We start from the raw sequence: 23,991 nt of genomic DNA on the forward strand, positions 1-23,991 counted from the left end.
TCAGCGCAGGCCGGTTTCGTTGCGGGCGATGACCAGGCGCTGGATCTCGCTGGTGCCTTCGTAGATCTCGGTGATCTTGGCATCGCGGAAATAACGCTCCAGCGGCATTTCCTTGGAATAGCCCATGCCGCCGTGGATCTGCACGGCCTGGTGGGCGATCCACATCGCCGCTTCCGATGCGGTGAGCTTGGCGATCGCGGCCTCGTTGCTGAAGCGGCCGCCGTGCTTGTCGGTCTCGGCCTTCTTCCAGGCCGCGCGCAAGGTCAGCAGCAGGGCCGCGTCGAGCTTGCACTTCATGTCGGCGATCTTGGCCTGGGTCATCTGGAACGCGCCGATCGGCTGGCCGAAGGCTTTGCGTTCGCGCACGTAGGACAGAGTCGCCTCGTAGGCGGCGCGGGCGATGCCGATGGCCTGGCTGGCGATGCCGATGCGGCCGGCGTCGAGCACGCCCATGGCGATCTTGAAGCCGTGGCCTTCTTCGCCGAGCACGTCCTCGGGCGCGGCCACGTAGTCCTCGAACTCGATCTCGCAGGTGGCCGAGGCGCGGATGCCGAGCTTGGGCTCGGTCTTGCCGCGGTGGAAGCCGGGCTTGCCGGTGTCGATCATGAACGCGGTGATGCCGCGCGCGCCCTTGTCCGGGTCGGTCATCGCGAACAGGACGACGTACTTGGCGACCGGGCCGGAGGTGATCCAGCTCTTCTTGCCGTTGATGACGAAGCTGCCGTCGGCCTGCTTGACCGCCTTGCAGCGCATCGCCGTGGCGTCGGAGCCCGACTGCGGCTCGGTCAGGGCGAAGGCGCCGATTTCGCGGCCCTCGGCGATCGCGCGCACGTACAGCTGCTTCTGCGCTTCGGTGCCGAACTTGAGAATGCCGTTGCAGAACAGCGAATTGTTGACCGAGACGATGGTCGAGTGGGCGGCGTCGCCGGCGGCGATCTCGACCATGGCCAGCACGTAGGAGATCGGATCCATGCCCGCGCCGCCGTACTCGGCCGGCACTTCGATGCCCATCAGGCCGTTCTCGCCGAGGGTGCGGATGTTCTCGAGCGGGAACTCGCCGGTCCGGTCGTGGTGCTCGGCGCTGGGAGCAATCTTTTCCTGGGCGATACGGCGCGCCACGTCCTGGATCATCAACTGCTCTTCGGTAAAGCCAAAATCCACGTCGGCACCTCTGCTGGTTTGAGCACTGCGGCCGGACGCGCGGCTGCCCGTAGGCGCTGCCGCTGTCGATCCGGACCGGCGCGATGGTTCTGCGTCCTGGTCCGCGGCGCTGTCGATGGCCGCGAATGCGAATTGTAGCTGCGCGCGCCGAATAACCCCACCCATGCGGCTGCCCGGCAGCCGCCCCGGTGTTTGCGGCGATGGGCGTCTGCGCGACGCATGCCGGGCGGCCCCGACTTGACCTGCCCGGCCCGCGGGAACACACTTATCTCTATATCGCGATACGTTGATGGAACACGGGAATCCAGAATGGGGAATCGGAAGTCGGTCCGATGGCCGTCCCGGTGCCCCGCTTCGATTCCCGATTCCCGATTTCCCCATTCACAAGGCGTTGCTTCTATGGATCTCGAAGGCTGGTCGTCCCGCTTGAAGGTGTTCGCCGACGCCACCCGTGTGCGTCTGCTCGCCCTGCTCGAGGGCGAGGAGCTGACTGTCGCCGAGCTGTCGGCGATCACCCGCCTGGCCCAGCCGCGCGTGTCGACCCACCTGGCCAAGCTCAAGGAAGCCGGACTGGTGCGCGACCGCCGCGCCGGGGTATCGGCTTACTACCGTTTCGACGAGGCCGCGCTCGACCATGCCCAGCGCGCGCTGTGGCAGACCCTGCGCACCGGCAGCGACGACCCGCTGTTGCGCCAGGACGCCGAGCGCGTGGCCGCGGTGCTGGCGATGCGCGCCTCCGACCAGAACTGGGCCGATTCGGTCGCCGGCGACATGGAGCGCCATTACTCGCCGGGCCGCACGTGGGAAGCGCTGGCGCGTTCGGCGCTGCCTTTGCTGCAGCCCGGCGACGTGCTCGACATCGCCTCCGGCGACGGCGTGCTCGCCGAACTGCTGGCGCCGCACTCCAACCGCTACGTCTGCCTGGACGCCAGCACCAAGGTCGTCGCCGCCGCCTCCGAGCGCCTGCGCAAGCTGCGCAACGTCGAGGTGCGCGAGGGCGACATGCACGCGCTGCCGTTCGAGGCCGACAGCTTCGACCTGGTGGTGCTGATGCACGCGCTGACCTATGCCGAACACCCGGCCCAGGCGGTCGCCGAAGCCTCGCGCGTGCTGCGCCCGGGCGGCCGCCTGCTGCTGACCAGCCTGGCCAGCCACGAGCACCGCGGCGCGGTCGAGGCGTTCGGCCACGTCAACCTGGGTTTCGCCGAGAAGGATCTGCAGAAGTTCGCCGCCAAGGCCGGCTTCGACATCGTCAACTGCGAAACCGTGACCCGCGAACGGCGCCCGCCGCATTTCGAGGTGATCGCCCTGATGGCGCGCAAGCCCGCCGCCGAACCGGCCCGCAAGCCGGCGAAGAAGTAAGGAGGCCCCGATGGAAACCCTGCCCTGGCTCAACGCCGAACGTGCGCACAACCTGCTGCGCGGCCTGGAACAACGCATCCTGGTCATGGACGGCGCGATGGGCACGATGATCCAGCAGCACGAGTTGCAGGAAGCCGACTACCGCGGCGAGCGCTTCGCCGAAGGCTACGACCGGCTGTACACGGGCAGCCACGACGGCGAAAGCGACCACGTGCACGGCGAGGGCTGCGGCTGCTCGCGCGACCAGCGCGGCAACAACGACCTGCTGACCCTGACCCGTCCCGACATCATCGGCGGCATCCACGCCGAATACCTCGCCGCCGGCGCCGACCTGATCGAGACCAACACCTTCAACTCGACCACCATCTCGCTGGCCGACTACGGCCTGGAGCATCTGGCGCGCGAGCTCAACGAACGCGGCGCGCGGCTGGCCCGCCAGGCCTGCGACGAGGCCGAGGCGCGCGATGTCGGCCAGGGCAAGCCGGCGAAGCCGCGCTACGTGATCGGCGTGCTCGGCCCGACCAGCCGCACCGCCTCGCTGAGCCCGGACGTCAACCAGCCCGGCTACCGCGCGATCACCTTCGACGAATTGCGCATCGCCTACCGCGAAGCCACCGACGGTCTGATCGAGGGCGGCGCCGACGTGATCATGGTCGAGACCATCTTCGACACGCTCAACGCCAAGGCCGCGCTGTTCGCCATCGAAGAGGCTTTCGACGCCCGCGGCGCGCGCCTGCCGATCATGATCTCCGGCACCATCACCGACGCCTCCGGCCGCACCCTCTCGGGCCAGACCGCCGAGGCGTTCTGGTATTCGGTGCGCCATGTCCAGCCGACCGCGATCGGGCTGAACTGCGCGCTCGGCGCCAAGGACTTGCGCGTGCACATCGACGTGCTGGCGCAGATCGCCGACTCGCACGTCAGCACCCATCCGAACGCCGGCCTGCCGAACGCCTTCGGCGGTTACGACGAAACCCCGGAAGACATGGCCGCGGTGCTCGGCGAGTTCGCCCGCGCCGGCCTGCTCAACCTGGTCGGCGGCTGCTGCGGCACGACCCCGGCGCACATCGCCGCGATCGCCGCGGCGGTCGAAGGCGTCCAGCCGCGCCGCCCGCTGCAGTTGGAAAACGCGGCTTGAAGCGAGGAGTGAGTGCATGGAAGCGGGGAGTGAGTAAAGCCATCCCACTCGTTCCTCGTTGCTCGTCCCCCGCTGCTCACTACTCACTCCCCCTCACTCGTTCCTAGCTCCTTACTCCTCGTTCCTCACTCCTCTCACCAGCCCCACCCCCTTCCCAGGCACCAGCCACCCGTATGACCGCCGCCCTCCCCCGCCAGACCCGCCTCAGCGGCCTCGAGCCGCTGCAGATCACGCCCGAAAGCAATTTCGTCAACGTCGGCGAACGCACCAACGTCACCGGCAGCGCGCAATTCCGCAAGCTGATCACCGAGGCCCGCTACGACGAGGCGGTCGCGGTCGCGCGCCAGCAGGTCGAGAACGGCGCGCAGGTGCTCGACGTCAACATGGACGAGGGCTTGCTGGATTCCGAGCAGGCCATGGTCACCTACCTCAACCTGATCGCGGCCGAGCCCGACATCGCCCGCATCCCGGTCATGGTCGACAGCTCCAAGTGGTCGGTGATCGAGGCCGGGCTGAAGTGCCTGCAGGGCAAGGGCATCGTCAACTCCATCTCGATGAAGGAAGGCGAAGCCGAGTTCCTGCGCCAGGCCCGCCTGGTCCGCCGCTACGGCGCGGCGGTGGTGGTGATGGCCTTCGACGAGGTCGGCCAGGCCGACACCATCGACCGCAAGGTCGAGATCTGCACGCGCGCCTACAAGCTGCTGACCGAGCGCATCGGCTTCCCGCCCGAGGACATCATCTTCGACCCGAACGTGTTCGCGGTCGCGACCGGCATCGAGGAGCACAACAACTACGCGGTCGATTTCATCGAGGCCACGCGCGAGCTCAAGCGCCGCTTCCCCTACAGCCACGTCTCCGGCGGCGTCTCCAATGTCTCGTTCTCGTTCCGCGGCAACGAGGCGGTGCGCCAGGCCATCCACACCGTGTTCCTGTACCACGCCATCAAGGCCGGCATGGACATGGGCATCGTCAACGCCGGCGGCCTGCCGCTGTACGACGATCTCGACAGCGAACTGCGCGAAGCGGTCGAGGACGTGGTGCTGAACCGCCGCGACGACAGCACCGAGCGCCTGCTGACCCTGGCCGAACGCTACAAGGGCAAGAAAGGCGAGAAGCGGGTCGAGGACCTGGCCTGGCGGGACCGGCCGGTACGCGACCGCCTCAGCCATTCGCTCGTGCACGGCATCGACCAATGGATCGAAGAGGATGCCGAGGCCGCGCGAGCCGAGTCCGCCCGCCCGCTCGACGTCATCGAAGGCCCGCTGATGGCCGGCATGAACGTGGTCGGCGACCTGTTCGGCGCCGGCAAGATGTTCCTGCCGCAGGTGGTGAAGTCGGCGCGGGTGATGAAGAAGGCCGTGGCCTATCTGCTGCCCTACATCGAGGCCGAGAAACTGCGCACCGGCGACGCCGGCAAGTCCAACGGCAAGATCGTCATGGCCACGGTCAAGGGCGACGTCCACGACATCGGCAAGAACATCGTCGGCGTGGTCCTGGCCTGCAACAACTTCGACGTGGTCGACCTCGGCGTGATGGTGCCGGCGCAGACCATTCTCGACCGCGCCAAGGCCGAGAACGCCGACCTGATCGGCCTGTCCGGGCTGATCACGCCCTCGCTCGAGGAAATGAGCCACGTCGCCCGCGAGATGCAGCGCCAGGGCTTCACCATGCCGCTGTTGATCGGCGGCGCGACCACCTCGCGCGCCCACACCGCGCTCAAGATCGACCCGCACTACCAATCGCCGACGATCTGGGTCAAGGACGCCTCGCGCGCGGTCGGCGTGGCCCAGTCGTTGATCTCGATCGAACTGCGCGAGCCGTTCGTCGCCGCCAACGCATCCGACTACGCCGAAATCCGCGAGCGCCACCGCAACCGCGGCGACGGCAAGCGCCTGGTCTCGCTGGAGAAGGCCCGCAGCCAACGCTTCGACGGCAACTGGAGCGAATACGAACCGCCGGCGCCGCTGCAGCCGGGCCTGCACGTATTCGACGATTACCCGCTCGACGAGTTGGTCGAATACATCGACTGGACCCCGTTCTTCAACACCTGGGAACTGGCCGGGCGCTATCCGGCGATCCTTACCGACGAAATCGTCGGCAGCCAGGCCAGCGAGCTCTACCGCGACGCGCGCGCCATGCTCGAGCGGATCGTCGCCGAGAAGTGGATCCAGGCGAAGGCGGTGTTCGGCCTGTGGCCGGCGAACTCGGTCGGCGACGACGTCGAGGTGCGTCTTCCCTGCGACGGCGACGGCGACGGCGAAACCGTGCGCCTGCACTTCCTGCGCCAGCAGGTCGACAAGCCGGTCGACCGGCCCGACCTGTGCCTGGCCGATTTCGTCGCCCCGAAGGACTCCGGCCGCCAGGACTGGATCGGCGGCTTCGCGGTCACCTCGGGCATAGGCATCGAGCCGCACGTCGCCCGTTTCGAGGCCGACCACGACGACTACAACGCGATCATGCTCAAGGCCCTGGCCGACCGCTTCGCCGAGGCCCTGGCCGAGCGTCTGCACCAGCGCGTGCGCAAGGAGTTCTGGGGTTACGCCGCCGACGAAACGCTCGATAACGAGGCTCTGATCGCCGAAGGCTACCGCGGCATCCGCCCGGCGCCCGGCTATCCGGCCTGCCCCGAGCACAGCGAGAAGAGCACCCTGTTCCGCATGCTCGACGCCACCCGCCACACCACCCTGGAGTTGACCGAGAGCTTCGCGATGTATCCCACCGCGGCGGTCTCGGGCCTGTATTTCAGCCATCCCGACAGCCAGTACTTCGTGGTCGGCCGGGTGTCCAAGGAGCAGGTCGAGGACTACGCTCGCCGCAAGGGCGCAAGCCTGGCGCAGGCCGAACGCTGGCTGGCCTCGAATCTGGATTACGATCCCGAGTAAAGACGGACCGGCGGCGCGTAGCCGCCCCTCCAGGGACTGGTCAACACGAGCGTGCACGGATGAGCGAGATCCTGATACCCGGCGGTTACGACATCGACGCGGCGGCCGAGCGCGCCGGCGAGGCCCTCGGCAACGCCGCCTTCATCGAGAAACACGCGGCCCCAGGCCGCATCGGCCTGTGCGGCGGGCGCGACTGGATCAACAAGCTGATCCGCAAGGCGCAGTCGCCGCTGACCGAGGACGGCCACCGCAGCCTGTGGTCGCACGCCTTCGTCTTCAGCGAACGCCGCATCGACGGGCACTGGTGGGTGATCGAGTCCGACCTGGATCTGCGCTACAAGCAGATCCGCCTGGGCGTGCAGGAGAATCGCGTCGATCGCTATTACGATGCCGAGACCTTTCCGAACATCGCCATCCTCGATTTCGACCTGAGCCCGGAACAGGTCCACAAGATCCAGGTCGCCGGCCTGGACCTGCTGTCGGGCCTGTCGAGCTATTCGATCAGCGAACTGGTCGGCACCCTGATGGCGATGCACAGCCGCCGCCTGCGCCGGCGCAGCAACCTGATGGCCAGGGAAGGCGCGTTGTATTGCTCGGCGCTGGTCCAGCATTGCTACCACGCCGCCGGCATCGAGTTCCTGCCCGGCGTGCCCGGCAAGAACATCGCCCCGCACGACATCGACGAATCGCCGCTGCCGCATCGCACCCACCGGATCATCCGGGACCTGGGCGTGTCGACGATCCGCGAGCTGGGCCATACCTCGAAGCACTGGCTGAGCAGCGCACTCGACTAGGATCGTCCGTTCGCGTCCGTCCGCGTCCTGGCATGCCGCGACACAGCGCCGCCAAACACTCCACGACGGTCGACGCCACCCGTGAGTTCGACCGCATCGGCCGAGGCGCTCGCGCCGCCGGCAGGCCGGCATTGCGCCGCAAACGCGACCGGCGCCGCTGTCGCCATTCAATACGCAATGGTATGGTGGCGCCATTGCCGGCCCGGGCGGGGCTTCCTGCCGAGCCCGCCCCGCCCACGGATCGCCATGCACGACCTGCTGCTGTTCTCCCATGCCAACGGATTCCCGGCCCCGGTTTACCGGGTGATGCTGGACGCCCTGGCCGAACGCTTCCACGTCGTCCGGCCCGACCGCATCGGCCATGACCCGCGCTATCCGGTAACCCCGGACTGGCCGCATCTGGTCGAGGAACTGGCCGCCCGCGCCGAGCACGCCGCCGGCAGTGCGCGCCGGATCTGGCTGGTCGGGCATTCGCTCGGCGGCTACCTGAGCCTGTTCGCCGCCCATCGGCTGGCCGACTCGTCCCTGGCCGGGCGCGTCGCCGGCGTGGTCATGCTGGACTCGCCCCTGATCGCCGGCTGGCGCGCGCGCCTGGTCTCGATCGGCCGACGCACCGGCCTGGACAATCTTTTGATGCCGATGCGCGCCACCTTGCAGCGCCGCCGCCTCTGGCCCGACCGCGCCGCGGTGCGCGAGCACTTCCTGGCCAAGCCCGCCTTCGCCTGCTGGGACCAACGCGTCCTCGACGACTACGTCGAGCACGGCACCCGCGCCGCCGAGGACGGCAGCCGCGAACTCGCGTTCGAGCGCGAGATCGAATACCGCATTTATCACACCCTGCCGACCATCGCGCTCAGCGGCCTGGCGCCGTCGCTGCGCGTGCCGGTCGGCTTTCTCGCTGGCACCCGCTCGCGCGAACTGCGCAACGCCGGCGCTGCCCCGACCCGGCGGCTGGTCGGCGAGCGTTGGCGCTGGATCGAAGGCGGCCATCTGTTCCCGATGGAGCGACCGCTGGACACCGCGCAGGCGATCGTCGCGATGATCGAAGGCATGACGCCGAGCGCCGTCGGCGAGCATCGAGGAACGCCTGTCGACAACAATGCCGGTTCCGTTCGTCGAAGCTGCACACCATCGCGAGGGTAGGAGCGGCGCGAGCCGCGACTGCGCTGCCTCAACCTCACGGCGTTACTTGAGGCTTCCTGTAGGAGCGACGTAAGTCGCGACCGCGGGACGCGCAGGGATGGCGAGGCCGCCGTCATTCGTCGAAGCGGCGTGCTCTCGCAGGGTAGGAGCGGCGCAAGCCGCGACATCGCTGCGACGGTTTTGCGGTGCATTTCTCGTGGGAGATTAAGATCAAGATCAAACCCAAAGCTTCCGCCGCTAAAGCGGCGGGTTACTTTATTTTGTCTAAAGCAACAAAAGAAAGGTAACCAAAGAAAAGTGCTTTGTTTTGAATCAGCAGCCCGCAAGAACGGTACCGACGCAGGGATGCTCCAGACAGGCCATCCATGGCCTGCTTGCGCACGGCCCGCATCCCTGCGGGCCGCCCTACGGGTCTGCTTTTGGCCGGCAAAGCGGAAAGCAGATCAAAAACACGACAACAACGGCGGCGACGGCGACGGCGACGGTGCAGCGCCGCGGCTGCTGTTGGGCAGGAACGGCGCAAGCCGCGACCACGCAACTGCGATTACCCGCGCCGCGGGCCGGAGACCGCGGTTACAGGAATCCCTTAAAGACGACGCAAGATTGGGACATGGCGGTCGCGGCTTGCGCCGCTCCTACCCTGCGAAAGCATGCCGCTTCGATGAATGACGGCGGCCTCGCTAACTCTGCGCGTCCCGTGGTCGCGACTCACGTCGCTCCTACAGAGGGGCGCCCGCATGCACGGCGGTGGCGGTGCCTTTGCTGTGCGTCGCTTCGCCCTGGCGAAGGCTGAAGAAGACCCGGAGGGCGGCGCGCAGGGATGCGCGCCGTTTTTCATCGGGACAGGGACGTCCCGTATGAAAAATCACCGCGCCGGCACCGATCGTGCGGGCTGGTGATCAAAACAAAGCACTTTTCTTTGGTTACCTTTCTTTTGTTGCTTTAGACAAAAGAAAGTAACCCGCCGCTTTAGCGGCGGAAGCTTTGGGTTTGATCTTGATTCTGATCTTGCTTGAAAGAGGCGCAGGGAGACCGTCACAGCGATGTCGCGGCTCGCGCCGCTCCTACCCTGGCGAAAGCATGCCGCTTCGATGAATGACGGCGGCCTCGCTAACTCTGCGCGTCCCGTGGTCGCGACTCACGTCGCTCCTACAGGGGCACATCCGAAGATGACGCAAAGATCGGGGCATGGCGGTCGCGGCTTGCGCCGCTCCTACCCCGCGAAAGCACTTCGCTTCGACGAATGACGACGGCCTCGCTAATTTTGCGCGTTCCGCGGTCGCGACTCACGTCGCTGCTACGGGAATCTACGGAGCGGCAAACCTGAGGAAAGCGACTAAACCGGATCGAGAAAACACGGGCGGCGCACGGCGCCGCCCACGATCACCAGACCAGGTCGTCCGGCACCTGGTACAGCGGATCGGCATAAGGATCGTCCTCGGTCGGGGCATTCGGATCGACCTTCAGCGCGACCGCCGGGGCGAAGATCGCCTCGGCCTGCTCCAGCATCGCCGCGGTCACCAGGACGTAACGGCCTTCGAGCTGGACCACGCCGAGTTCGCCGGCGTTGAGCTGCTTGAGCTGGACCTCGGTGACGTAGACGCGCTTGATCTTGCCGCCGTACGGGAAGTGACGGGCGATCTCGGCATCGGGCGCGTTGAGCGCCTGATCCTTGAGCGCTTCGGCCAACTTGGCGCGGGCTTCGCGACGCAGACGCGCCTCTTCCTGCCTGGCCTGCTCGGCGGCGATGCGTTCGTCTTTCTCGCGCTGGGCACGGATCGCATAGGCCTTGGCCAGGTCGATGTCCTCGCGCGTGCGCGGCTTGCCCTGCCCCGGCCGGCCCGGCTGCTGGCCAGGACGGCCCTGGCCGGACTTGTTGGCGCCCGGACGCGGGCCCTGCGGCCGATTGGCGTTGGGGCGGTCGGAGGAGCCGGGCCGGTCGGGACCTGGCTTGTCCGAAACGCGTCTGCCGGCGCCGGGGCGTTCGCCGTGCGGCCGGGCGCCGGGCTTGCCGCCGCGCTTGGCGTCGCCGCCGCGCTCGGAGCGTTCCGGACGTTCGGGTTTCGGAGCCGGCTTGAAACCCAGGCCCAACAGTTGGTCGCGAAGAGTGTCGCTCATGATCCGGTATCAGTAATGCGGCGGGGGTGGTTCGCCGGCGGCGTCGCCGCCGGTGAGCGGCGTAGCCGCCATGGCGCTGCGCAATTGCTTGATCTCGTCGAGCGCGCGGTACATGAGCAGCGAATTGCGCGCTTCCTCGCTGCGTGCCGCGGCGAGTGCGTCGCTGAGTTCATTGAGCGCATGCTCCTGGAACGCGACGCGCGTTTCCAGGTCGATCAGGCGTTGCTCGAGTTCGGAAGTCACAGGCGGTAATCCAGGCGGGTCGGCGGCTCAATCGCCGTCGATGAGGATCGAGCGTCCGCGCCCGATGCCGTAATAGGCCAGGTCGGCCGACTCGACCTCGTCGGGATGGTACAGGTTGCGCCCGTCGAAGATCACGCCGTCGGCCAAGGCTTGGCGCACGCGCACGAAATCCGGGCTGCGGAACTGCTTCCACTCGGTCACCACGACCAGGGCGTCGGCGTCGGCCAGCGCGGCGCGCGCCGAGTCGCACAGCACCAGATCCTCGCGCTCGCCGAAGATGCGCTCGGCTTCCTCGTTGGCTTCCGGGTCGTAGGCGCGCACGCGCGCGCCGGCCTGCCACAGCTGGGTCAACAGGGTGCGGCTGGAGGCCTCGCGCATGTCGTCGGTGTTCGGCTTGAACGCCAGGCCCCAGACCGCGAAGGTCTTGCCGGCGATCTCGCCGCCGTAATGGCGTTGGATCAGCTCGAACAGATGGCCTTTCTGGCTATCGTTGACCGCTTCCACCGCGTCGAGCAGACGCGCCTGGTAGCCGTGCTGCTGGGCGGTGCGGGCCAGTGCCTGCACGTCCTTCGGAAAGCACGAGCCGCCGTAGCCGGCGCCCGGGTAGATGAAGTGCCAGCCGATGCGCGGGTCCGAACCGATGCCCTGGCGGACCATCTCGATGTCGGCGCCGACTTTCTCGGCGATGTTGGCGATTTCGTTCATGAAACTGATCTTGGTCGCCAGCATCGCGTTGGCGGCGTACTTGGTCAGTTCGGCCGAGCGCAGGTCCATGTAGACGATGCGTTCGTGATTGCGGTTGAACGGCGCGTACAGGCGCTTGAGTTTTTCCAGCGCGACCGGGCTGGAGGCGCCGATCACGATGCGGTCGGGGCGCATGCAGTCGTTGACCGCATCGCCTTCCTTGAGGAATTCCGGGTTGGAGGCCACGTCGAAGGCGACCTCGATGCCGCGCGCCTGCAGTTCGCGGGCGATCGTCGCCTGGACCTTGTCGGCGGTGCCGACCGGCACGGTCGACTTGTTGACCACGACCACCTGGCGCTCGATATGGCGGCCGATGGTCGACGCCACCGCGAGCACGTACTTGAGGTCGGCGCTGCCGTCCTCGTCGGGCGGCGTGCCGACCGCGATGAAGATCAGGTCGCCATGGGCGATCGCGCCGGCGGCGTCGGTGGTGAAGTGGAGACGGCCGGCGGCGTGATTGGCCTTGACCATCGGCTCCAGGCCGGGCTCGTAGATCGGGATCACCCCGCGTTCGAGGCCCTCGATCTTGGCCTGGTCGATGTCGACGCAAACCACGTCGTGGCCGACGTCGGCCAGGCAGGTTCCGGTGACCAGGCCGACGTAGCCGGTGCCGAAGATGGTGACGCGCATGGGTAGTTCTCTATCGGAGGTATTGCCCGGCCCCGCGGCCGGACTCCGTGCCCGCAAGCGCGGGCACGGAGCGGCGCAAGACTCAGTGCTGCGGGTGCGTGCCGCCCATCGCGGCCGACTCGGGGCCGCCGGCGGGAGCGCCCGCGCCCGGCTTGACGATGTCGAGCAGCTCGACGTCGAACACCAGGGTCGCGTTCGGGCCGATCGGGCCGCCCGGGGTGCCCTGCTCGCCGTAGCCGAGCTTGCTCGGGATCCACAGCTTGAACTTGCTGCCGACCGGCATCAGCGCAATGCCTTCCTGCCAGCCCGGGACCACCGCGCCGAGCGGGAACACCGCCGGTTCCTTGCGGTCGTAGGAGCTGTCGAAGGTCTTGCCGTCGAGCATGGTGCCCTTGTAGTGCACGCGCACGGTGTCGCTGCTCTTGGGTTTGGCGCCCTTGCCTTCGGTGAGGATCTGGTACTGCAGGCCCGACGCGGTGGTCACCACGCCCGGCTTCTTGCCGTTGGCGGCGAGGAACTTGTCGCCCTCTTCCTGGTTCTTCTTGGCCATCGCGACCATCTTCTCGATCTGCTTGGTGCGGACCTTTTCCTGCAGGCGTTCGCGGATCTGGCGCGCTTCGTCGTCGCTCAGCAGCGGCTTGTCGCCCTTGATGTTGGCCTGCATGGCCTTTTGCAGCACGGCCAGGTCGAGATCGTCCTTTAGCAGCTCGAGCGAGCGGCCCATGTCCATGCCGATCAGATAGCTTTCCTGTTCCTTCTCGGTCTTCATGCCGCCGAGCGCCTTGACCTCGCTCTTGGCATCGGCCTTGTCGCCGGGCTTGGCGTCGGCGGCCTTGCCGTCGGCCGGCTTGCCGGCCTGGTTGCAGCCCGAGGCGAACAGCGCCATCGAGGCCACGGCGAACGCGAGGGCGGTGTTACGCATGAAAGGCTTCATCAAACTGCACTCCTGAGGAGGAAATAACCGAAAACGAGGGTGGGAACCGGGCCGGCGGCTGGACAAACTGCCAGCCGGCGGCTGAACGCAACGAGTCTGATCGGACGATCAGAGGATATCGAGCAGCTCGACTTCGAACTCGAGGGTCGCATTCGGGCCGATCTTCGGCGGCGCGCCCGACGGGCCGTAGGCGAGTTCGGCCGGGATCCAGAACTTGAACTTGCTGCCGACCGGCATCATCGCCAGGCCTTCCTGCCAGCCCTGGATCACGCCGTTGACCGGGAATTCGGCCGGCTGGCCGCGCTCGTAGGAGCTGTCGAAGGTGCTGCCGTCGAGCAAGGTACCCTTGTAGTTCACGCTGACCTTGTCGGTCGGCTTGGGACGTTCGCCCGAGCCCTGGCGCAGCACCATGTACTGCAGGCCCGAGCCGGTCACGAACACGCCTTTGACCTTCTTGTTGGCTTCGAGGAAGTCCTTGCCCTTCTTCAGGTTGGCTTCGCCGGCCGCGGCCGCCTCGGCCTTCATCTTGGTCTGCAGGCGCTCGCTGAAACCGGTCAGCACGGTGCGGGCCTCGGCTTCGGCGAGCAGCGGCTTGCCGCCGCCCAGCGAGGTGCGCAGGGCCTGCACCAGCAGCGGCAGTTCGATCTCGCCTTTGATCTGCTGCAGCGACGGGCCGACCATGAAGGTGCCGATCAGCAGGCCGACCTTGTCCTTGGCCACCGGCGGCGGGGGCGCGCCCGGGGCGGCGCCCGGAACCGGCTTGCCGTCGCGCGAGGCGATGCGCGCGCGCAGGGCCTGGTCGACGGTGCGGGCTTCTTCCTGGGTGATCAGCGGCTTGCCGCCGTCGAACACGTTCTTGACCGCGCGCTCGAAGGCGGCGGTGTCGAGGTCGGGCCCGACCGGCTTGAGCGAGCTGGCCACGTCCAGGCCGATGGCGTAGCTGATCTTTTCACGGTCGTTGGCGAGCACGGTTTTTTCCTGGGCAGAAGCGACGCCGCCGAACAGCGCCGCAGTGGTGATCAACACGGCCGCGCCGCGCACGAAAGCCTTCATCGGGTCCCGCTCCTTTTTACCTAATCGATACGCCGCAGTCCGGCGCAAGCCCGTCATTGTCGCGGGCCGGCGCTAAGGCGGCAATGTTCCAGTGTGACGGCGGACAAGCCGGTAAGTTCCATTCGGCCGCGGCCCGCGAGCGCCGGAAACCGGATCGCCCGCGCAGATCCGTGCGCGCGGCGCCCTGCTCCGGCGCGATCCGGCGCGGTCCGGCTCGATCGGCGCATCGCGCGGCGACGCCCGGGAGCGGCCGATGCGCGGCCCGGAGGATCAGTGGGCCGCCGCCGGTCGCGGCGCGGCAGCGCTGGCCGGCGCCTTAGCGGCCTTCGGCCGCGGCGTAGTGTCGGTTGCCGGCGCCTTAGCGGCCTTCGGCCGCGGCGCCGTGAGCGCACGCTCGATCGCCGCGACCACCGCCGGGTCGTCCGGCGTGATCTTGCTGCCGTAGCTGGCGATCAGGCGGCCGTCGCGGCCGAGCAGGTACTTGTGGAAGTTCCACTTCGGCGCTTCGCCGGCGGCCTTGGCCAGGTCCTTATAGAGCGGCGTAGCCTGCTCGCCGATCACGTGCACCTTCTCGAACATCGGGAACTTGACGCCGTAAGTCAGGGTGCAGAACTCCTGGATCTGCTTCTCGTCCTCGAACTCCTGCGCCTTGAAGTCGCCCGAGGGGAAACCGAGCACGGCGAAGCCCCGGCCTTTGTACTTGGCCTGCAGGCCTTCCAGCGCCTCGAATTGCGGGGTGTAGCCGCACTTGCTGGCGGTATTGACCACCAGCACCACGTCGCCGCCGTAGCGGGCGCCGAGGTTGACCGGGGTCTTGCCGGCCAAGGGGCGGAAACTGCGGTCGAGCATGCCGCCGGCGGCGGCGGCCGCAACGGCCGCGCCGGCGGCCAGCGCCAGCGACAACAAGGCAACCGGGCCGGCGCGACGCGCCAGGCCTGAACGGGAGAACGGCGAACGAGTCATCGGGCAGCCTCGTGGATCGAGAGGGAAAGCCGGCGGGGCCGGTCTGGCGGGGCCAAGTATGACTTTAGTTGGGTCGGGATCGATTGACTCAATGTGTTTAGGTGTTATAGTTGCATACAACACCGGCCCACTAACGAGCAGGACGTTCGATATGAACCGCAAGCTCCACAACTCCATTTCAGCCTTGATGGCCGCCGGCGGCGCCCTGGTTCTGGGCCTGGTGGTCGCTCTTCCCTCCCCCGCGCCGGCCGCCTCGGCCGCCCCCGAACTGGCCCTGCTGGCCGGCGACGCCCCGGCGACCCGCCCGGTCCAGCTCGAGCTCGGCGGGATCAAGGCCCGGATCAGCTTCGACCGAGACTTCGTGGCGCGCGCCCGCAGCCGCCATACCGACGTCGCCACCGTCGCGCGCCGCATCGAAGCCAGCGCCGACCGGCTCGGCCGGGACGCCAGCGCCGCCGAAGTCAGCCTGTTCGTCGCCGGCGTCGCCGGCGAAGTCGCCGACCTCACCGCGATCGCCAATGCGGTCGACCCCCTCGTTGCCGCGGAGCCGGCAAGCACCGAAACCAAACGCAAGGCCGGGACCGCCGCGCGCCGTAACCGACGGAACCTCGTCATGCCTTATTTCTCTTTCCTGCCGCGGGGCTGAACCATGACCGCAATCCAATGGAGCGACGGCGCTCCAATCTATCGCCAGCTCAAGGAGCGCGTCGTCGCGATGATGCTCGACGGCGTCCTCAAGCCAGGCGATGCCCTGCCGTCCGTGCGGCAGGTCGCCGCCGAATACCAACTCAACCCCATCACCGTCTCGCGCGCCTATCAGGAGTTGGCGGACGAGGCGCTGGTCGAAAAACGCCGAGGCCTGGGCATGTACGTGACCGAAGAAGCCGCAAGGAAACTGCTCGTCAACGAGCGCGAACGCTTCCTGCGCGAAGAATGGCCGCTGGTCCTGGAGCGCATCCAGCGCCTGGGCCTCAGCAGCGAAGAACTGCTCGGTGCGCGCACCGGCAACGACAAGGCAGACGCCCCATGACCAATGCCATCCACATCGATCCGGGTCATATCGTCACCGCGCGCGGCCTGCGCAAGGTCTACAAGAACAAACTCGCGCTCGACGACACCGCCTTCGACATCCCGTCCGGGCGCATCGTCGGACTGATCGGCCCCAACGGCGCCGGCAAGACCACCGCGCTCAAGGCCATCCTGGGCCTGATCGCGTTCGACGGCGAGCTGTCGGTGCTCGGCCGCGATCCGCGCCACGAACGCGACGCGCTGATGCGCGACGTGTGCTTCATCGCCGACGTCGCGGTGCTGCCGCGCTGGCTGCGGGTGCGCGAGGCGATCGATTTCGTCGCCGGCGTGCATCCGCGCTTCGACCGGGCCAAGTGCGAACGGTTCCTGCACGGCACCCAGCTCAAGCCAAACCTGCGCGTGCGCGAAATGTCCAAGGGCATGATCGTGCAACTGCACCTGGCGCTGGTGATGGCGATCGACGCGCGCCTGCTGGTGCTCGACGAACCGACCCTCGGCCTGGACATCCTCTACCGCAAGCAGTTCTACCAGCGCCTGCTCGAGGACTACTTCGACGAGAACAAGACCATCCTGGTGACCACCCACCAAGTCGAGGAAATCGAACACATCCTCACCGACGTGATGTTCATCCGCGACGGCAAGGTCGTGCTCGACAGCCCGATGGAAGTGCTCGGCGAGCGCTTCGTCGAAGTGCTGGTCAACACCGACTCGGCCGCCCAGGCGCGCGCGCTCAAACCGCTGGACGAACGCGCGCTGCCGTTCGGCAAGACCGTGATGCTGTTCGACGGCGTGCCGGCCGGGCAACTGGCCGGCTTCGGCGAAGTCCGCACGCCCGGCCTGGCCGATCTGTTCGTCGCCACCATGAAGGGGACCTACGCATGAACGCCGCCGACGATATCCTCGCCCCCGCCGCTCCGCGCGCGGTCGCCGCGATCCCGCCGCTGCAGACCTTCAAGATGCTGCTGCGGCGCGAGTTCTGGGAACACCGCGGCGGCTTCTTCTGGGCCCCGGTGATCACCGGCCTGGTCGCGATCGTGTTCTCGCTGCTCGGCGTGGTCGCCAGTTCGGTCATGCTGCAAAGCGCGATCCGCCGCGGCGACGTGCACATGGACGGGGTCAGCCTCAAGGTCTCCGGCCACGAATCGGCGTTCGGCCTCGCCGGCGACGTCGCCCTGCTCAGCGGCATGGGCCTGGCCTGCGTGGTGTTCGTGTTCGTGGTGTTCTTCTACGCCCTGGGCTCGATCTACGACGAACGCAAGGACCGCAGCATCCTGTTCTGGAAGTCGCTGCCGATCTCCGACACCCAGGCGGTGCTGTCCAAGCTGTTATGGGCGCTGGTGCTGGCTCCGGTGCTGGCGATCGGCATCGGCCTGGCGATCGGCGTGGTGATGTGGCTGTTGTCGTGGGTGGCGGTGCTGCTCAACGGCGTGCCCGGCGCGAGCGCGGTCTTCACCGAAGCGCATCCGCTGCGCCTGGTCCTGCAGATCGTCAGTTCGATCCCGGTGTACGCGCTGTGGGCGCTGCCGACGGTCGGCTGGCTGATGCTGTGCTCGGCCTGGGCGCGCAGCGTGCCCTTCGTCTGGGCGGTGGTGATCCCCCTGCTGGCCTGCATGTTCATCAGCTGGCTCGACATCCTGCCCGGCATCGAGATCCCGCACGACGCGATCTGGTACACGGTGGCGTTCCGCGGCCTGCTCAGCATCGTCCCGGGCAGTTGGTACCTGAATCCGCAAATCAACGGGGTCGACTCGAACACGGTCATCAACGGCCCCGAGGACATCGCCCGTTCGATCGATTTCACCAGCAGCCTGCAGGCGTTCGCCACGGTCGACCTGTGGATCGGCGCACTGCTCGGCGCACTGATGATCTACGCCGCGATCCGCCTGCGCCGCTGGCGCGACGAGGGCTGACCCCGTCCGGCCCCGTCCGCGACCGCGGGCGGGGCCGGAGTTCGGCCGTAATGACGGCTCGGCGAGACCGCGTCTTGCAAGCAAGAAAATAATTGCAACCCCGCCTGCCCGCGCCGCATCCATCGAACCGTCCCTCAACTCCTGGAGCGCCCGATGCGCCACACGATTCCCCTGCTCGCCCTCGCCCTGTCGCTGTCGCTGTCCGCCCAGGCCGCCGAACACTGCGAATTCTCCGCGCCGCGCAATCTGCAACTCGACCTGTCCGGGGTGAAGGCGGTGGTCTTCGAGATCGGCCCGGACGAACTCAGCGTCTCCGGCGCGCCCGGCGCCAAGGCCGCGCTCAGCGGCCGCGCCTGCGCCTCCAATGCGGCCGACCTGCCCGGCATGACCGTCACCCAGAAGCGGGTCGGCGACAAGCTGGTGGTGGTCGCCGAGCGCCGCACCGACATCAACTTCGGCCTCAACCGCTACAGCTACATGAAACTGCGCGCGACCGTGCCGGACACGATGATGGTCCAGCTCAAGGTGGGCTCCGGCGACGTCGACGTCGACCACGTCGCCTCGCTGAGCGCCGACGTCGGTTCGGGCGACGTCAAGGCCAGCCATGTGCGCGGCCTGGCCGCCGCCGACATCGGTTCGGGCGACGTCGATTTCCAGGACATCGGCTCGCTGCAGGTGATCTCGCTGGGTTCCGGCGACCTCACCGCCAAGCGCATCGCCCGCGACGCCAAGCTCGGCTCGGTCGGTTCGGGCGACGTCGAACTCAGCGACGTCGGCGGCTCGGTCGAACTGAGCCGGATCGGCTCGGGCGACCTGGAAGTCGACGGCGTGCGCGGCGACTTGCGCGTGCATTCGATCGGCAGCGGCTCGGTGGTCCACAACGGGGTCGCCGGCCGCGTCCACCTGCCGCAAGACGATTGACCGGACGTTCGATCCGGCCTTCGTCCAGCCGGCTTACCGCTCAGGAAGCTACGTTATGAAAGCCGTACGTCCGCTCTCGCTTTCCCTCGCCGCACTGATCGCCGTATCGGCGGGCGCCTGCTCTCAGGCGCCCGAGGCCAGCCTGCACGTCTCGGTGGTCGAACCGATGAGCTGGGCCAAGGATCGCCTGATCCTGCGCGGCCAGGACGGCGCCCAGGCGGAAATCGGCAACGACGGCACGCTCAACCTCGACGGCAGGCTGGTCGCCTTGAGTCCGGACCAGCAGGCCGTCGCCCGGCGCTATTACCGCCACGCCATGAGCATCAGCCAGGAAGGCGTCGCCATGGGCAAGGACGGCGCCGCCTTCGCCGGCAAGGCGGTGGGCACGGTCCTGGACGGCCTGGCCAGCGGCAATCCGGATGCGATCGGCGCGAAGGTCGAAGCCGATGCGGCGGTGTTCGAAAAACGTGCGCAGGAAATGTGCGCGCGCTTCGCCGACCTGCATGCCGCGCAGCAGGAACTCAGCGCGAGCCTGCCCGCGTTCAGGCCCTTCGCCGCGATCAAGGCCACGTCGGTCGGCAACTGCCGCAGCTGAGCGTCGACGCGGAGCCGGCCGCGGTCGCGATAACCGTCGCGATCGCACGCCGTGGCGCTCTTTGGAAACATCATCCGCATCCTTGCGATGCGGTCCGCGGCGAGGTCGCCCGGTCTCGATGGGTTCATCGACCGAACGACCGCACGGCACCGGCACGCACGCGCGCGGTTGGATTTGCCGGGTTGAAGCGAGGCGGCCATCGCACCGGGTCGGTCGAAGACGCTTGCGCCGCGGCCCCGCCCCAACAAGCCGCCCAACAAGCGCCGATCAAGCCCGGATCAAGCCAGCCCGGCTCAGGCGTGTGGTTGACGCCGCGCCTGGGCGCGGGCAGGTTCGAGCCGCACTTCGGCGCCGCGGTAAACCCATACCGTGCCCGCACGCGCGGCGCGCAGGCACGACGACGGCGCTCCGGCCGTGCCGAGGCAGGGCCGGAGGCCGGTACGAACGCGCCGGTTAGTGTGCCTTGCTGACCTGGGCGACCGTGGCCTGGGCAGCGGCCGCGGCCACCGGGGCGGCGTGGCTGGCCAGCAGTTCGGGCTTCACATCGTCGCCGATGGGCAGGCTCTGCGGGTTGCAGCCGGCGCAGGCGAACAGGGACAGGACGGCGGCGTACCGAAAGAATCGAATCGAGTTCATGAGCGTAGCTCCACTTCTGGTTATGGCTGACCGGAACGAATCCGGGGGTCGGGGGAAACAGCTCGCCCGGCCACCGCTTGGCGACGGCCGGCCGGACGTTGGGACATCAACCGCTCGATATACGCCCGGCGTTGCAGACCGGTTACCGCTCAATAACCGGCTGCGCGACGGGTCGTGCGCAAGCGTGAAAACCGAAAACGCGAAGGCACCGTCCCGCAGCGCGGGCGAGACGACGTCCGGCGAACGGGTCCGGGAGGGCTTGGGTTCGACGCGAACCGGCCGGAGCCGATGGCCCGGATGCCGGTTGTCGCTCGACCGCCCCTGCCGGTCTGTCCGACTGCCGCCGAGTATGTCCCGGCGACTGGATTGCTGCCTGTATGCGCACCGAGGATAACGAACCGGCCTCACCGCGAAACTCCACGCCGGTCGCGAAATAATATCCTCGAACAATTCACGACCGGGCGCGATGTCCCGGGTACGTCCTTGAATTTGCGGTGAAATCGGCGCATCGCGAGTATCGTGGCAGCCCGGCACAGTCGCAGGCCTGCCCGGGCGGCTCAGCCGCCTCCGCCGCCTCCGCCGTGAATGCCGCCGCGGGTCAGCGCGCTCGGATCGAGCAGGCGCCGCAATCGTTTTTCCGGCAGGCCGGTCGCCTCCATCGCCACCTCCAGCACCGGCCGGCCTTCCTTGTAGGCCTGCTTGGCGATCGCCGCGGCTTTCTCGTAGCCGATGATCGGGTTGAGCGCGGTGACCAGGATCGGGTTGCGGCCGAGCGCCTCGCGCACATGCGCCTCGCGCACCTTCAGGCCGGCGATGCTGCTGTCGGCGAGCAGGCGCATGGCGTTGCCGAGCAGTCGGATCGAATCGAGCAGGTCGTGGGCGATCAGCGGCAGCATCACGTTGAGCTGGAAGTTGCCGCTCTGCCCGGCCACGGTGATCGCCGCATGGTGGCCGATCACCTGCGCGCAGACCATCGCCAGGGCTTCGGGGATCACCGGGTTGACCTTGCCCGGCATGATCGAGCTGCCCGGCTGCAGGGCCGGCAGTTCGATCTCGCCCAGGCCGGCGAGCGGCCCGGAGTTCATCCAGCGCAGGTCGTTGGCGATCTTCATCAGCGCCACCGCCAGCGCGTTGAGCTGGCCAGACAGCTCGACCGCGTCGTCCTGCGCCGCCAGCCCCTCGAACTTGTCCGCGGCCGACTCGAACTTGCTCCCGGTCGCGGCCGACAAGGCCTTGGCCATGGCCTTGCCGAAGCGCGGATCGGCATTGATCCCGGTGCCGATCGCGGTGCCGCCGATCGGCAGGCGGCGCAGCCGTTTCAGGCTGTCCTCGATGCGCGCCTGCGCCGAGCTCAACTGCGCGGCCCAGGCGCCGAACTCCTGGCCGAAGGTCAGCGGCATCGCATCCATCAGATGGGTGCGGCCGGTCTTGGTCAGCCTGGCCAGCTCCGTGGCGCGCGTCTCGATGGTCTTGCGCAGGTGCTTGAGCGCCGGCAGCAGCGATTCGTTCACCGCCAGCTGCGCCGAGACCCGGATCGTGGTCGGGATGACGTCGTTGGAGCTCTGGCCGAGATTGACGTGGTCGTTCGGGTGGATCGCGTGTTTGCCGGCGCGGCTGGCCAGGGTCGCGATGACCTCGTTGGCGTTCATGTTGCTCGAGGTGCCCGAGCCGGTCTGGTAGACGTCGATCGGGAAGTGCGCGTCGTGGCGGCCTGCGGCGACTTCGGCCGCGGCGGCGCGGATCGCCGCGGCCGGGCCCTTGGCGAGCAGGCCGAAACCGGCGTTGACCTCGGCTGCGGCGCCTTTGACCAGGGCCAGTGCGCGGATGAACTCGCGCGGCATCGGCACGCCGGAGATCGGGAAGTTCTGCACCGCGCGCTGGGTCTGCGCGCCCCACAGGGCCTCGGCGGGCACGCTGAGCTCGCCCATGCTGTCGTGTTCCAGGCGGAAGCCGGCCGCGACCCGGCCTGCTGCGGGCGTGTTCGTCGAGTGTTTGGCGACGCGCTTGGGCGCGGTCTTGCTTGCGGTCCTGCTTTGATTCTTGGCGGAAGTCGCCATGGCCAGCTCCATCGATTCAAGGGGGATGCGAGGCGCCGCTGGGTATCGCGGATGCTGCGAGGATACGCCCGGCGGAACGGACGAGCTGGCGCGTGCAGCGGCTGGCGGGCGCCATGATGGCGAGGGCGCAGCCGGGCGTCGAGAGCGCGGGCGCGAACCGCCAAACCCTGTCGAGTCCGAGCCCGGCACGGATTCGGCGCGGGCGGCATCCGGGTCGATCTCGAAGCCCGGCCTGGGCGCCGGAGCGGCCCACGGCGGCGTGGCTGTAGAATGGCCGACTGTTTCCTGCCCTGCGCATGCCATGTCCGCCGATCCCAAGACCACCCTGCTCGCCCTGTCCCCGCTCGATGGCCGCTATGCCGGCAAGGTCGACGCGTTGCGGCCGATCTTCTCCGAATTCGGCCTGATCAAGGCCCGCGTCAAGGTCGAGGTGGAATGGCTGCTGGCCTTGGCGAACGAGCCCGGCATCGTCGAACTCGAGCCCTTCTCGGAGGCCGCCGCGGCCCGCCTGCGCAAACTCGCCGACGAGCTGTCGATCGAGGACGCCGCGCGGGTCAAGGAGATCGAGCGCACCACCAACCACGACGTCAAGGCGGTCGAGTACCTGATCAAGGAACGCCTCAAGGACGATGCCGAACTCGGCCCGGCCCTGGAGTTCGTGCACTTCGCCTGCACCAGCGAGGACATCAACAACCTCAGCTACGCGCTGATGCTCAACGAGGCCCGCCAGCACGTGCTGCTGCCGCGCCTGGACGAGCTGATCCAGAAGCTGCGCGCGATGGCCCACGATTACGCCGCGCTGCCGATGCTGTCGCGCACTCACGGCCAGACCGCTTCGCCGACCACGGTCGGCAAGGAAATCGCCAACGTGGTCGCGCGCCTCCAGCGCCAGGGCGAGACCCTCGCCGGCGCGCAGATGCCGGGCAAGATCAACGGCGCGGTCGGCAACTACAACGCCCACGTCTCGGCCTACCCGGACATCGACTGGCCGGCCTTCGCCCAGCGCTTCGTCGCTTCGCTGGGCCTGGACTGGCAGCCCTACACCACCCAGATCGAACCGCACGACGGCATCGCCGAAGTCTGCGACGCGCAGCGCCGCATCGACACGGTCTGCATCGATCTGTGCCGCGACGTCTGGGGCTATATCTCGCTGGGTTACTTCAAGCAGTCGGTCAAGGCCGGCGAAGTCGGCAGCTCGACCATGCCGCACAAGGTCAACCCGATCGACTTCGAGAACGCCGAAGGCAACTTCGGCATCGCCAACGCCCTGTTCGAGCATTTCGCCGCCAAGCTGCCGATCAGCCGCTGGCAGCGCGACCTGACCGACTCGACCGTGCTGCGCGCGCTCGGCACCGCCTTCGGCCACGCCCTGATCGGCCTGGACGCGCTGCTGCGCGGCCTCGGCAAGCTCAGTGCCAATCCCGAGCGCCTCGCCGCCGAACTCGACGCGTCCTGGGAAGTGCTGGCCGAGGCCGTGCAGACGGTGATGCGCCGCCACGGCCTGCCGAACCCCTACGAGCAGCTCAAGGCGCTGACCCGCGGCCACGGCATCGACGAGGCCTCGATGCGAGAGTTCATCGCCTCGCTGGAACTGCCGGCCGAGGACAAACAACGCCTGCTGGCGATGACCCCGGGCAGCTACACCGGCCTGGCCGAAAAGCTGGCGCGCGAGATCTGA

At 68.0% G+C, this 23,991-nt stretch carries 20 protein-coding genes and 2 pseudogenes; 12 read left to right on the plus strand and 10 right to left on the minus strand.

Annotated features, from left to right (window positions below):
- Positions 1-1,161, minus strand: coding sequence for an acyl-CoA dehydrogenase family protein (locus AC6CH2_RS03135; RefSeq protein ID WP_498267895.1), 1,161 nt, complete (start codon positions 1,159-1,161; stop codon positions 1-3).
- Between the two features lie 399 nt (positions 1,162-1,560).
- Here AC6CH2_RS03135 and AC6CH2_RS03140 point away from each other — a divergent pair.
- The 5 genes and pseudogenes from AC6CH2_RS03140 to AC6CH2_RS03160 form a co-directional block, all read left to right on the plus strand.
- Positions 1,561-2,487, plus strand: a pseudogene (locus tag AC6CH2_RS03140) (ArsR/SmtB family transcription factor); the annotation flags it as partial.
- 46 nt (positions 2,488-2,533) lie between these two features.
- Positions 2,534-3,661 carry a homocysteine S-methyltransferase family protein gene (locus AC6CH2_RS03145; RefSeq protein ID WP_498267896.1) on the plus strand — a complete coding sequence of 376 codons (1,128 nt, stop codon included), beginning with the start codon at positions 2,534-2,536 and terminating at the stop codon, positions 3,659-3,661.
- 173 nt (positions 3,662-3,834) lie between these two features.
- Entirely contained in the window at positions 3,835-6,543 is a 2,709-nt protein-coding gene (gene metH, locus AC6CH2_RS03150) for a methionine synthase (protein ID WP_498267897.1), read from the plus strand.
- A gap of 59 nt (positions 6,544-6,602) precedes the next feature.
- Complete coding sequence (locus AC6CH2_RS03155; protein WP_498267898.1) at positions 6,603-7,337, plus strand: hypothetical protein; 735 nt, start codon at positions 6,603-6,605, stop codon at positions 7,335-7,337.
- Between the two features lie 246 nt (positions 7,338-7,583).
- Positions 7,584-8,480: an alpha/beta fold hydrolase gene (locus AC6CH2_RS03160; RefSeq protein ID WP_498267899.1), complete on the plus strand. Its 897-nt coding sequence runs from the start codon at positions 7,584-7,586 to the stop codon at positions 8,478-8,480.
- A gap of 250 nt (positions 8,481-8,730) precedes the next feature.
- Here the strand turns inward: AC6CH2_RS03160 and AC6CH2_RS03165 are convergent, their stop codons facing one another.
- The 7 genes and pseudogenes from AC6CH2_RS03165 to AC6CH2_RS03195 all read right to left on the minus strand — a co-directional run.
- Entirely contained in the window at positions 8,731-8,862 is a 132-nt protein-coding gene (locus AC6CH2_RS03165) for a hypothetical protein (protein ID WP_498267900.1), read from the minus strand.
- Between the two features lie 1,001 nt (positions 8,863-9,863).
- Positions 9,864-10,598: a DUF2058 domain-containing protein gene (locus AC6CH2_RS03170; protein WP_498267901.1), complete on the minus strand. Its 735-nt coding sequence runs from the start codon at positions 10,596-10,598 to the stop codon at positions 9,864-9,866.
- A 9-nt stretch (positions 10,599-10,607) separates the two neighbouring features.
- Positions 10,608-10,841 carry a SlyX family protein gene (locus AC6CH2_RS03175; protein ID WP_031372970.1) on the minus strand — a complete coding sequence of 78 codons (234 nt, stop codon included), beginning with the start codon at positions 10,839-10,841 and terminating at the stop codon, positions 10,608-10,610.
- A 27-nt stretch (positions 10,842-10,868) separates the two neighbouring features.
- Positions 10,869-12,215: a UDP-glucose dehydrogenase family protein gene (locus AC6CH2_RS03180; RefSeq protein WP_498267902.1), complete on the minus strand. Its 1,347-nt coding sequence runs from the start codon at positions 12,213-12,215 to the stop codon at positions 10,869-10,871.
- Positions 12,216-12,297: 82 nt separating this feature from the next.
- On the minus strand, positions 12,298-13,137 hold the full coding sequence (locus AC6CH2_RS03185; RefSeq protein ID WP_498267903.1) for an FKBP-type peptidyl-prolyl cis-trans isomerase: 840 nt from the start codon (positions 13,135-13,137) through the stop codon (positions 12,298-12,300).
- A 120-nt stretch (positions 13,138-13,257) separates the two neighbouring features.
- On the minus strand, positions 13,258-14,202 hold the full coding sequence (locus AC6CH2_RS03190) for an FKBP-type peptidyl-prolyl cis-trans isomerase (protein ID WP_498267904.1): 945 nt from the start codon (positions 14,200-14,202) through the stop codon (positions 13,258-13,260).
- Between the two features lie 375 nt (positions 14,203-14,577).
- Positions 14,578-15,165: pseudogene (locus tag AC6CH2_RS03195) on the minus strand (glutathione peroxidase); the annotation flags it as partial.
- A 151-nt stretch (positions 15,166-15,316) separates the two neighbouring features.
- On the opposite strand from AC6CH2_RS03195, the gene AC6CH2_RS03200 reads away from it, so the two are divergent.
- The 6 genes from AC6CH2_RS03200 to AC6CH2_RS03225 all read left to right on the plus strand — a co-directional run bounded on the left by AC6CH2_RS03200 (position 15,317) and on the right by AC6CH2_RS03225 (position 19,620).
- Positions 15,317-15,811, plus strand: a complete 495-nt coding sequence (locus AC6CH2_RS03200; protein ID WP_498267905.1) for a hypothetical protein — start codon at positions 15,317-15,319, stop codon at positions 15,809-15,811.
- 3 nt (positions 15,812-15,814) lie between these two features.
- Positions 15,815-16,195 (plus strand): GntR family transcriptional regulator, encoded by a 381-nt coding sequence (locus AC6CH2_RS03205; RefSeq protein ID WP_435395630.1) that lies wholly within the window; start codon positions 15,815-15,817, stop codon positions 16,193-16,195.
- Entirely contained in the window at positions 16,192-17,076 is an 885-nt protein-coding gene (locus AC6CH2_RS03210) for an ABC transporter ATP-binding protein (RefSeq protein ID WP_435395631.1), read from the plus strand. The genes AC6CH2_RS03205 and AC6CH2_RS03210 overlap by 4 nt, the downstream gene beginning before the upstream one ends.
- Positions 17,073-18,104, plus strand: a complete 1,032-nt coding sequence (locus AC6CH2_RS03215; RefSeq protein ID WP_498267906.1) for an ABC transporter permease — start codon at positions 17,073-17,075, stop codon at positions 18,102-18,104. The genes AC6CH2_RS03210 and AC6CH2_RS03215 overlap by 4 nt, the downstream gene beginning before the upstream one ends.
- 153 nt (positions 18,105-18,257) lie before the next feature.
- Complete coding sequence (locus AC6CH2_RS03220; protein ID WP_498267907.1) at positions 18,258-19,025, plus strand: DUF4097 family beta strand repeat-containing protein; 768 nt, start codon at positions 18,258-18,260, stop codon at positions 19,023-19,025.
- A 55-nt stretch (positions 19,026-19,080) separates the two neighbouring features.
- Positions 19,081-19,620, plus strand: a complete 540-nt coding sequence (locus tag AC6CH2_RS03225) for a YggN family protein (protein ID WP_498267908.1) — start codon at positions 19,081-19,083, stop codon at positions 19,618-19,620.
- Between the two features lie 453 nt (positions 19,621-20,073).
- Here AC6CH2_RS03225 and AC6CH2_RS03230 read toward each other — a convergent pair whose 3' ends face one another.
- The gene (locus tag AC6CH2_RS03230; protein WP_498267909.1) at positions 20,074-20,256 is read right to left on the minus strand and encodes a hypothetical protein; all 183 of its coding nucleotides are present in this window, start codon (positions 20,254-20,256) and stop codon (positions 20,074-20,076) included.
- Between the two features lie 557 nt (positions 20,257-20,813).
- Positions 20,814-22,313 (minus strand): class II fumarate hydratase, encoded by a 1,500-nt coding sequence (locus AC6CH2_RS03235; protein WP_498267910.1) that lies wholly within the window; start codon positions 22,311-22,313, stop codon positions 20,814-20,816.
- Between the two features lie 301 nt (positions 22,314-22,614).
- Here AC6CH2_RS03235 and purB point away from each other — a divergent pair, with 301 nt between their 5' ends.
- Positions 22,615-23,991, plus strand: a complete 1,377-nt coding sequence (gene purB / locus AC6CH2_RS03240; protein ID WP_498267911.1) for an adenylosuccinate lyase — start codon at positions 22,615-22,617, stop codon at positions 23,989-23,991.

The organism is Lysobacter sp. GQ73 (assembly GCF_059758755.1).